The sequence below is a fragment of the Pseudonocardia sp. NPDC049635 genome (assembly GCF_040659795.1).
GTDB lineage: Bacteria > Actinomycetota > Actinomycetes > Mycobacteriales > Pseudonocardiaceae > Pseudonocardia.
Genome location: NZ_JBFAON010000031.1, coordinates 44,845 through 55,217 on the forward strand (window position 1 = coordinate 44,845; position 10,373 = coordinate 55,217).

Sequence of the window (10,373 nt, forward strand, 5' to 3'; positions counted from 1 at the left end):
GGGATCCGGAACCCGGTCCCGGTGGTCGGTCTCGACCGCGAGCGCGAGGTCCTCACCGTCGCCCTCGACACCGGGCGGCACGTCGTGCTGGAGGGCCCGCCGGGTACCGGCAAGTCGACCCTGCTGCACGCGATCGCCCGCGGTTCCGGGCGGCGGATGGTGTTCGTCGAGGGCAACGCCGAGCTGACCCCGGCCCGCCTGGTCGGCGCGTTCGATCCGGCGCAGGTGCTGTCCACCGGCTATACCCCGGCCGCGTTCGTCGACGGCCCGTTGCTCACCGCGCTGCGCGAGGACGGCCTGCTCTACCTCGAGGAGATGAACCGCGTCCCGGAGGAGACGCTGAACGTGCTGATCACGGTGCTCACCGAGGGCGAGATCAGCGTCCCGCGGTTCGGCACGGTCACCGCGGGCCCCGGTTTCCGCTTGATCGCCGCGATGAACCCGTTCGACGCCGTCGGCACCGCCCGGGTGAGCCAGGCGATCGCCGACCGGATGTGCCGGGTGGTGCTCGGCTACCAGTCCGAGGAGGCCGAGCGGCGGATCACCTCGGCGGTGACCGGTCGGCCGGACGCGGCCGTCGCACTCGCGGTCGGCCTGACCCGGCGCACCCGCGGCCATCCGGACGTCCGGATGGGGTCGTCGGTCCGCGGTGCCATCGACCTCGCGCACGTCCTGACCGGGCTGGCCGACCTGCGCGGTGAGGACCCGCCCGTCCGCGGCACCGCGCGCGACGCGCTGCACGCGGCGCTGTCCGGCCGGATCAGGATCGCCGACGGCGTCGACCGCACCCCCGAGTCGGTGCTCGACGAGATCCTCGACGAGGTGTGGCCGCCGGACGCGGAGTCCCCACCGGAGCAGCCCGACCCGGCGGACCCCGCCGAGGAGACCGGCGGTGACCGGGGAAAAGCCGACGGCCCGGCGCCCGCTGACGGCGCGCCGGGCTCCCCGTCCGCCGGTCCGCAGCAGCCGGGCCGGGCCGGTCGCCCGCCGCGCGGCCCGCGCACGCTGGGCCGGGACCAGCTGGCATCGCGGCACGAGGGCTTCGCGGAGGTCTCGCCGGGGCTCGGCGAGCTCGACGCGGACGCCCTGGACGACGCGCTCTCCCGCGATCCCGAGGCCGCCGCCGCGCTGCTCGCCGATCTCGCCGTCGCCACCGACGCGGAGCTGCGGGCCAGGGCCCGGCGGATCGCCGGCCGGGTGTTCCTGCGGCTCGGCCGGGTCGGCCCGGCCCGCTCGCGCGGCACTCGTCGGCTCGGGCCGCGCCGCGGCGGGCACGGGGACCTCGATCTCGACCGCACCCTGGACGCCTGGCACCCCGGCACCGGGCCGCCGCGCCCGGAGGATCTCGTCACCCGGGACTGGACCGCGCACCGCCGGGCGATCTGCCTGGTCGTGGACGTGTCCGGTTCGATGCAGGGCGACGCGGTCGCGCTCGCCGCGGTCGCCGCCGCCGGGGTGGTGCTGGCCTGCACGAACGGCGGCGCGGGTGGGGCGGCCCAGGACCCGGGGGTGCTCTCCTTCGGCTCCGGGGTGCAGACCCTCGCGGCACACGGTGTGCCGCGCCCGGCGCAGGAGCTGGTCGCCGAGCTCGTCGCGCTGCGCGGGCACGGCACCACCGATCTCGCTGCCGCCCTGCGTGCCGCGTCCGCGCAGCTGGCGGGTGCGGTGGCCGAGGAGCGGACCGTCGTGCTGCTGTCGGACTGCCTGCACACCGCGGGTGACGATCCGCTGGGGGCGCTCGCCGGGATCGACCGCCTGCACGTGCTGCTCCCGGTCCCCGGCGGGCCGGACGCCGACGCCCGCCGGGCCGCCGGTGCGCTCGCCGCCCGCGGCGGAGGGCTGTGTGTGCCGGTGGCCCGCCTCGGCGAGGTCGGTGCCGCGCTGACCCGCGTGCTGGCCTGATCCGGCCGGCGCCCCGGGCCTGCGCTCCGGCGGGAACATCCGGTGCGTAGGCTCGCCCGACGTGGGGACCCTGGTCAGCTTCCATGCCCATCCCGACGACGAGTCGATCGGCACCGCGGGAACCCTCGCCAAGGCGGCCGCGCTCGGGCACCGGGTGGTGCTCGTGTTCGCGACCCGCGGCGAGCTCGGTGAACCCGTCCCGGGGGTGCTCGCCGAGGGTGAGCAGCTCTCGGTGCGGCGCTCCGCGGAATGCCACGAGTCCGCCCGGGTTCTCGGCGTGTCCCGGGTGGAGTTCCTCGGCTACGTCGACTCCGGGATGATGGGCGAGCCCTCCAACGACGCGCCGTACTGCTTCTGGCAGGCCCCGGTGGAGCACGCGGCGCGGCGGCTCGCGTTGATCCTCGAGGAGGAGGAGGCCGACGTCCTCACCACCTACGACGACAACGGCGGCTACGGGCACCCGGACCACATCCAGGTGCACCGGGTGGGCGCCCGCGCGGGCGAACTGGCCGGAGTGCCGGTCGTCGCGCAGAACACCACGAACCGGGACTGGCTGCTGCGCGGCATGCGGGGTCTGCAGAAGGAGCGCGGCGCCGGGATCGAGCTGCCGGAGATCACCGAGGACCCGTCGTTCGGCAAGCCGGAGTCCGAGATCACGCACCGGGTCGAGGCCGTCGAGTACGCCGGGACGAAGCGGGAGTCGATGCGGGCGCACGCCAGCCAGATGGGCCCCGACCACTTCATGCTGAGGATGCCCGAGCCGGTCTTCGCGATGGGGCTGGGCACCGAGTTCTACATCGTGGCGGCGCCGCCGAACCCGGCGTCCGCGCCGGAGATCTGGACCGAGGTGTTCGAGCCGCTACGCGGAGCGTGAGCCCCGCGGCCGGACCCGGCCCCGGGCGCGCGTCGGCGCACCGTGGGCCGGCCGCTCGACGAACCGGGTGAGCAGGTGGCCGGGCGCCGGTGCGGTGCCCGGCATCGCCGCCGACCGCGGCCTCCGGTCGGCCCGGGCGTCCCGCGGCCGCCGTTCGGCACGTGGTCGACCGTCCGGGCCGGGCGTACGGCACCGGCCCCGGACGGGTGAGCGCCCCCGGTTCGCACTCCGTGCCCCGGGGGCACCGGTCGTGACGCGGGCCGCGGTGGCGGGATGTGATCTCGCTCCCGGCGGTGCGGCCGATGCCGCGAACGGGGCGAAATCAGACCCGGCGGTGCGGGCGGGGGGTGGTCGTTCTACCCTCCGTAGAGCACAATCGGCGCGCGGCGCGCGACCCTGGCCGGACCCCCTGTGGATCTCCGGGCCCGGTCGGGCGACGTACGCCGGTCGGGAAGTAGAGTCCTCCCGTCCGCGAGGACGTGCTCAGGGCAGGCAAGTGCAGGAGGACCAGGTGACAGCCGTCGAGCCGAAGCCGATCTCGACGCGCCAGTATCCGGCGCGGCGAGAGGGCAAGGGGTCCACGTTCCTCAGGATGCTGAGGACGACGGACCCCAAGGACATCGCGATCCTCTACATGGTCACGTCGTTCGGCTTCTTCGCCGTCGGCGGCGTGATGGCGCTGCTGATCCGCGCCGAGCTCGCGCGTCCGGAGCTGCAGTTCCTCTCGACCGAGCAGTACAACCAGCTGTTCACCATGCACGGCACGATCATGCTGCTGCTGTTCGCGACGCCGATCGTGTTCGGCTTCGCGAACTACATGGTGCCGCTGCAGATCGGCGCGCCCGACGTGGCGTTCCCCCGGCTGAACTCGTTCTCCTACTGGCTGTTCCTGTTCGGCGGCCTGATCGTCCTGTCCGGGTTCCTGACCCCGGGTGGCGCCGCCGACTTCGGCTGGTTCGCCTACACCCCGCTGTCCGACGCGGTCCGCTCGCCCGGGCCGGGCGGGGACCTGTGGATCATGGGTCTGGTCGTGTCCGGTCTGGGCACGATCCTCGGTGGCGTCAACTTCATCACCACGATCGTCTGCATGCGCGCCCCCGGAATGACCATGTTCCGGATGCCGATCTTCACCTGGAACATCTTCATCACCGCGATCCTCATCCTGATCGCGTTCCCGATCCTGACCGCGGCGCTGCTGGGCCTGGCCGCCGACCGGCACCTCGGGGCGAACGTGTTCAACCCGGAGAACGGCGGCGTGGTGCTCTGGCAGCACCTGTTCTGGTTCTTCGGCCACCCCGAGGTCTACATCGTGGCGCTGCCCTTCTTCGGCATCGTCTCCGAGATCTTCCCGGTGTTCGCCCGCAAGCCCATCTTCGGCTACAAGGGCCTCATCTTCGCGACGATCGCGATCGCGGCACTGTCGGTCGCGGTCTGGGCGCACCACATGTACGCCACCGGCGCGGTGATGCTCGCCTTCTTCTCCTTCACGACCTTCCTGATCGCCATCCCGACCGGTGTGAAGTTCGTGAACTGGATCGGCACGCTGTGGAAGGGCAAGATCACCTACGAGACACCGATGCTGTTCTCGGTCGGCTTCCTGGTGACGTTCCTGTTCGGCGGCCTGACCGGCATCCTGCTCGCGATGCCGCCGGTGGACTTCCACGTGTCGGACAGCTACTTCGTGGTGGCGCACTTCCACTACGTGCTCTACGGCACGATCGTGTTCGCGACCTTCGGCGGCATCTACTTCTGGTTCCCGAAGATGACCGGCCGGTTCCTCGACGAGACGCTCGGCAAGATACACTTCTGGCTGACGTTCCTCGGGTTCCACATGACGTTCCTGGTGCAGCACTGGCTGGGCAACGAGGGCATGCCGCGCCGGTACGCCGACTACCTGCCCTCCGACGGGTTCACCACGCTCAACACGATCTCCTCGATCGGCGCGTTCATCCTGGGTGCCTCGACGCTGCCGTTCATCTACAACGTGTTCAAGAGCTACCGGTTCGGCCGGATCTGCGACGTCGACGACCCGTGGGGTTTCGGCAACTCGCTGGAGTGGGCCACCTCCTCCCCGCCGCCGCGGCACAACTTCACCGAGCTGCCCCGGATCCGGTCCGAGCGGCCCGCCTTCGACCTGCACTACCCGCACCTGGTCGAGAAGGCCCGCGCCGAGGCGCACGTCGGCAACCGTGCCCACCCGACCGAGGTGCTGGCCAAGGAGGTCGGCAAGGAGTCCTGGCCGGACGACGACCCCAAGTCCAACTGAGGTGGTCGGGGTACCACCGGTGAACCCCGGCCCGGTCCGGCCCGCCGTGCTCGTCACGGTGACCGGGCCGGACCGCCCGGGTGTCAGCTCCGTCCTGTTCGCGGCGCTCACCGCGGCGGGGGTGGAGCTGCTCGACCTGGAGCAGGTCGTGGTGAACGGCAGGCTCACCCTGGGGGCGCTGGTCGTGCCGGAGGGGGACCCGGAGGACCTGCAGGAGTCGGTCGGCGAGGCGATGGACTCGATCTCGATGTCGGTGCACATCGAGATCCAGCGCGACGGCGACGTCACGGCTCGCCCGCCCTCGACACACGTGGTGACGGTGCTCGGCCGGCCGATCACGGCCCGCGCGTTCGGCGCCATCGCCGCCGAGCTGGCCGCGGTCGGCGCCAACATCGACGCGATCCGCCGGGTCGCCGACTACCCGGTGACCGGTCTGGAGCTGCTGGTCTCCCCGGTGCCCGACGGCGATGCGGACGCCTACCCGCCCGGAACGCTGCGCAAGCGACTGGTCGGTGTGGCCCGGCAGGCCGGTGTCGACGTCGCGGTGTCCCGCGCCGGCCTGGCCCGGCGCAGCAAGCGGCTCATCGTGTTCGACGTCGACTCCACCCTGATCCAGGGCGAGGTCATCGAGATGCTGGCCGCCCGGGCCGGCGCGGACGTCGCGGCCCAGGTGCGCCGCGTCACCGAGGAGGCGATGGCCGGGCAGCTGGACTTCACCGAGTCGCTGACCCGGCGGGTCGCGGTGCTGGAGGGGCTGCCCGCCTCGGTGGTCGACGAGGTCGCCGCCGAGATCGAGCTGACCCCCGGTGCCCGCACGACGATCCGCACCCTGAAGCGGCTCGGCTACCGCTGCGGCGTCGTGTCCGGTGGTTTCACGCAGGTCATCGCCGGTCTCGCCGACGAGCTCAAGCTGGACTTCGTCGCCGCGAACGAGCTCGAGATCGTCGACGGACGGCTCACCGGACGGGTCCGCGGCGAGATCGTGGACCGGCCCGGCAAGGCCGTGGCGTTGCGCCGCTTCGCCCGGGCGCACGAGATCCCGGTCGAGCAGACCATCGCGGTCGGCGACGGTGCGAACGACATCGACATGCTGTCCACGGCCGGGCTGGGGATCGCGTTCAACGCCAAGCAGGCGCTGCGCGACATCGCCGACACCTCCGTCTCGGTGCCCTACCTGGACGTCGTGCTGTTCGTGCTGGGCATCACCCGCACCGAGGTGGAGGCCGCGGACGCCGCCGAGGGTGTGCTCCGACGGGTCCCGATCGCGTGAGCGGCGTGCTCGGCCTGCTGGCCGACCGCTACGGCACCGGTGCACGGCGCCGCGAGATCCCGCCCGAGCCGGACGGGATCGTGCGCGCGATGCCGGTCGTGCTGCGCATCGAGCGCGATCCGCTCCCGGCGCGGACGCCGCTGCTGGAGGCGGCCGCCACGGCGGCGGTGGCGGTGTGCCTGCACCCGTGGGCGCAACCCGGCGGTGAGTGGCACGCCGCCGTGGAGACCTGGGTGGACGGCCGGATCCGCAAGATCGCCCGACGGGCCCGCGGTGCGCACTGGGCGGCGGTGCAGGAGCTGCCCGGCGTGACCGTGGAGATCGACGGGGCGCAGGCCAGGGCGCTGCTGCCCGGCCCGGTGGACGCGGTGCCGAAGGCGGTGTCCCGGCTGCAGATCGGCGGTACCGAGCTGGAACCCGACGAGCCGGGCCCGGCGCCGGACGGCGCCCCGCTGGTGCTGCTGAACCCGCACGTGACGATGACCGTCGGGAAGGCCGCGGCCCAGGTCGGGCACGCGAGCATGATCCTCGGTGCGGTCCGCGGCTGGCCGGTGGCGCAGCCGGACGGGGTGCCCCGCTGTGCGGTGCGGACCCCGGCGCCCCGGGAGTGGGACGCGCTGCTCGCTGAGCTCGCCACGGGTGGTTCGGACCTGGTCGCCGTCCGCGACGCCGGTTTCACCGAGGTCGATCCGGGCACCGTCACCTGCCTGGCCCGCTGAGGAGACCGGCGGCGGGGCCGGTTCGGTCGCCGCGCGGCGAGTCTGCGCGGTCCGGGTCGCGCCACGGAGGTGCCGGAGGTCACGGTCGGTGTCACGCGCCGCGCAGCCGCCGCAGCGCGCCCTGCACCTTCTCCCCGTCGGTGGTCTCCCAGAACGGTGGCAGCGATGCCCGCAGGAATCCGCCGTAGCGGGCCGTGGAGATCCGCGGGTCGAGGATCGCCACCACGCCGCGGTCGTCGGTGGAGCGCAGCAACCGGCCGGCGCCCTGGGCGAGCAGCAGCGCCGCGTGCGTCGCCGAGACGGACAGGAAGCCGTTGCCGCCCCGCGCGTCGGCGGCCTTCTGCCGGGCCGCGACCAGTGGGTCGTCCGGGCGCGGGAACGGAATCCGGTCGATGATCACCAGCGACAGCGACGGGCCCGGCACGTCGACGCCCTGCCACAGCGACAGGGTGCCGAACAGCGACGTCTCCGGGTCCTCGGCGAACCGCTTGACCAGCAGCATCGTCGAGTCGTCGCCCTGGCAGAGCAGCGGCGTGTCGAGCTTGGGCCGCAGCGCCTCGGTGGCCTGCTTGGCGGCCCGGGTCGAGGAGAACAGGCCCAGCGTGCGGCCGCCCGCGGCGCGCACCAGCGCCTCGATCTCGTCGAGCGTCTGCGGTGCGAGACCGTCCCGGCCGGGGGAGGGGAGCCGCCGGGCCAGGTAGAGGATCCCCGACCGGCCGTGCGCGAACGGCGAACCGACGTCGAGACCGGTCCAGCGCGGGGCCTCCGGATCCTGGACCGGGCCGTGGCCCTCCTCGGCGGCCGGCGGGGTGTCACCGCGCTCCTTCGGGGCCGATGCCGGGAGACCCCACTGCCGGGCGAGCGCGTCGAACGATCCGCCCAGCGCCAGGGTCGCCGAGGTCAGCACGGTGGTGCGGGTGTTGAACAACCGCTCCCGCAGCAGCCCGCCGACCGACAGCGGTGCGACCCGCAGCACCTTGTACCGGCTGCCGTCGGGACCCTGCTCACCCAGCCAGACGACGTCGCGACGCTTGCCCGCGTCGCTCTCGCCGAACGTGTCGATCAGCCGGACGGCGGTCTCGGAGACCTCGTCGAGCAGGGCCAGCGCGAGCTTGCGGGCCGCCGCGCCCTCCGGGTCGGCGTCGTCGCCGCGACGGTTCCCGCCGAGTGACTGCCGGCAGCCCCCGGCGGCCGACAGGATCGCGTTCAGCGCTCCCGCGGCCGGCGCCGGCAGTGACTCCCACCGTGCGGGCGGCAGGTCCTCCAGCACCGCGCCCAGGCCCTCGCCGGCCTCGGCGAGCCGATCGGCCAGTTCCTGGTCCACGAGCTTGCCGCAGCGCCGCGCGGCCGCCGCGACGGTGCCCGCGGTCAGCTCCGCGGTGGCCGCGCCGGTGACCCGGTCGACCAGCTCGTGCGCCTCGTCGACGATCACCGCGTCGTGCTCGGGCAGCACCTGCGCCTCACCCATCGCGTCGATCGCGAGCAGCGCATGGTTGGTGACGACGATGTCGGCCCGCCCCGCCTCGGCTCGTGCCTTCTCGGCGAAGCAGTCCTCGCCGACCGGGCAGCGGCTCGCCCCCAGGCACTCGCGGGCGGTGACCGACACCTGCCGCCAGGCCGGCTCGGGCACGCCGGGCACCAGCTCGTCGCGGTCGCCGGTGCCGGTGTCCGACGCCCACTCGTGCAGCCGCTTGACGTTGCGGCCCAGCGCCGAGATCGCGAACGCGTCGAACAGCTCCTCGACGCCGTCGTCGGCCGCGTCCCCCATGTCGCCGTGCAGCTTGTTCAGGCACAGGTAGTTGCGGCGGCCCTTGAGGATCGCGAACGTCGGCTCCCGGCCCAGCGCCTTCTTCAGGCTCTTCGCGACCCGCGGCAGATCCCGGTCGACGAGCTGGCGCTGCAGCGCGATCGTCGCCGTGGACACGACGACGGAGGTGTCCCGGGCGATCGCGTGCCGGATCGCCGGGACCAGGTAGGCCAGCGACTTCCCGGTGCCGGTGCCGGCCTGCACGGCCAGGTGCTCACCGGAGGACAGCGCCCGGCGCACCGCGTCGGCCATCCGGTCCTGCCCCTCCCGGCGGGAACCGCCGACCGAGGACACGGCCACCTCCAGCAGCTCGTGCACGCCGGGCAGATCGCGGGTCGCCACGGGAGCAGACGTGGGGGCGGGCACGGACGCGGGCACGGTCCGAGGCTACCCAGGCCCACCGACGGTCCCGGCCCCGACGGGGACCGTCCCGGCCGGTACGCGCCGTGACGACGGTGTGCACCGCGTGTGATACCGGACGGCCGGTCGTCGGTGAGCGGCGACACAGCGTCACCATGGTGGTCGTGACAGCATCCTTGACCTCTCAGAGCACCGTCGCGCCCGACGCGTTCCCGGTGCTGATCGAGCACGAGGCCCGCTACGCCGATCTCGACCCGAGCCGCCGGATCGGCCGGGACGCACTGGTGCGCTGGTTCGAGGACGCCAGGGTCGCCGTCGAGCGCGAGACCTTCGGCGCCGACCTCGTCGCCCGCCTGCAGTCGCGGGTGCGGCTGCTGCTCGCGGCGGTCCGGGTGGAGGTGCTCGCCCCGCTGACCGTCGCCGGGGCGTACCGGATCGGGATCGGCGTGACCCACGTCGGGACGACGTCGTTCTCCTACCGGTACGGAGTGTTCGCCGGCGAGGACCTGGTGGCCACCGGTGAGTCCACCTCGGTGCACACCGACGGCGAGAAGCCCGCCCCGCTGACCGACGAGGTCCGCAACCTGCTGCAGCCGCTGCGGATCGACCTGCCCGCCTCCGCCCGCCCCGAGCGCGGCGAGGCCCGCCTGGTGCGGGAGAACTACCCGTTCCGGTGGGACGCCCGGGTCCGGTTCACCGATCTCGACACCAACCGGCACGTGAACAACGTCGCGCTGGCCGCCTGGTACCTCGACGGTCTCGCCGAGCTGCACGCCGACGTCCTGGGCTACCCGGTCGGTGGGCCGCTGGACGGGCTGTCGCCCTCGACGCTCGCGGTGCAGTACCTCGACCAGGTTCACTACCCGGGCATCTACCAGCTGCGGGTCGGCGTCGAGGAGATCGGCGAGGACACCGTCCGCTACGTCTGCGGGCTGTTCGACGAGCGTCGCTGCATCGGGCTCGCCGAGGCCGAGGGGTTCCACCACGCGCCCGGCGAGAACGGCGACCCGGTCCGGCTGGCCGAGGCGCTGGCGCCGTTCCGCTTCGCGGGCTGAGCCGCCCGGCCCACCGAGCTGCCCCGCCGCGGCACGCACGGCCCGCAGGCCGAGGCGATGGGCCACCTGCTGAAGGCCGACGGGCTGCGCGTCTACGCGGCCGGTGACACGGGGCTGTTC

The 10,373-nt window shown here is 73.6% G+C and carries 7 protein-coding genes; 6 read left to right on the forward strand and 1 reads right to left on the reverse strand.

Annotation, left to right across the window (positions count from 1 at the left end; translation table 11 throughout):
* Positions 1–21: 21 nt before the first annotated feature.
* The 5 genes from AB0J24_RS25590 to AB0J24_RS25610 all read left to right on the forward strand — a co-directional run bounded on the left by AB0J24_RS25590 (position 22) and on the right by AB0J24_RS25610 (position 7,031).
* Positions 22–1,902 (forward strand): AAA family ATPase, encoded by a 1,881-nt coding sequence (locus AB0J24_RS25590; protein WP_358685825.1) that lies wholly within the window; start codon positions 22–24, stop codon positions 1,900–1,902.
* A 61-nt stretch (positions 1,903–1,963) separates the two neighbouring features.
* The gene (locus AB0J24_RS25595; RefSeq protein ID WP_358685827.1) at positions 1,964–2,776 is read left to right on the forward strand and encodes a PIG-L family deacetylase; all 813 of its coding nucleotides are present in this window, start codon (positions 1,964–1,966) and stop codon (positions 2,774–2,776) included.
* A gap of 511 nt (positions 2,777–3,287) precedes the next feature.
* Positions 3,288–5,042, forward strand: a complete 1,755-nt coding sequence (ctaD, locus tag AB0J24_RS25600; protein ID WP_358685829.1) for a cytochrome c oxidase subunit I — start codon at positions 3,288–3,290, stop codon at positions 5,040–5,042.
* Between the two features lie 19 nt (positions 5,043–5,061).
* Complete coding sequence (serB, locus tag AB0J24_RS25605; protein ID WP_358685831.1) at positions 5,062–6,312, forward strand: phosphoserine phosphatase SerB; 1,251 nt, start codon at positions 5,062–5,064, stop codon at positions 6,310–6,312.
* A gap of 56 nt (positions 6,313–6,368) precedes the next feature.
* Positions 6,369–7,031 carry a peptidyl-tRNA hydrolase gene (locus AB0J24_RS25610; protein ID WP_358685840.1) on the forward strand — a complete coding sequence of 221 codons (663 nt, stop codon included), beginning with the start codon at positions 6,369–6,371 and terminating at the stop codon, positions 7,029–7,031.
* 91 nt (positions 7,032–7,122) lie between these two features.
* Here AB0J24_RS25610 and AB0J24_RS25615 read toward each other — a convergent pair whose 3' ends face one another.
* The gene (locus AB0J24_RS25615; RefSeq protein WP_358685842.1) at positions 7,123–9,090 is read right to left on the reverse strand and encodes an ATP-dependent DNA helicase; all 1,968 of its coding nucleotides are present in this window, start codon (positions 9,088–9,090) and stop codon (positions 7,123–7,125) included.
* 272 nt (positions 9,091–9,362) lie between these two features.
* Between AB0J24_RS25615 and AB0J24_RS25620 the strand changes: the two genes are divergently transcribed.
* Positions 9,363–10,253 (forward strand): thioesterase family protein, encoded by an 891-nt coding sequence (locus tag AB0J24_RS25620; RefSeq protein ID WP_358685834.1) that lies wholly within the window; start codon positions 9,363–9,365, stop codon positions 10,251–10,253.
* Positions 10,254–10,373: the final 120 nt, after the last annotated feature.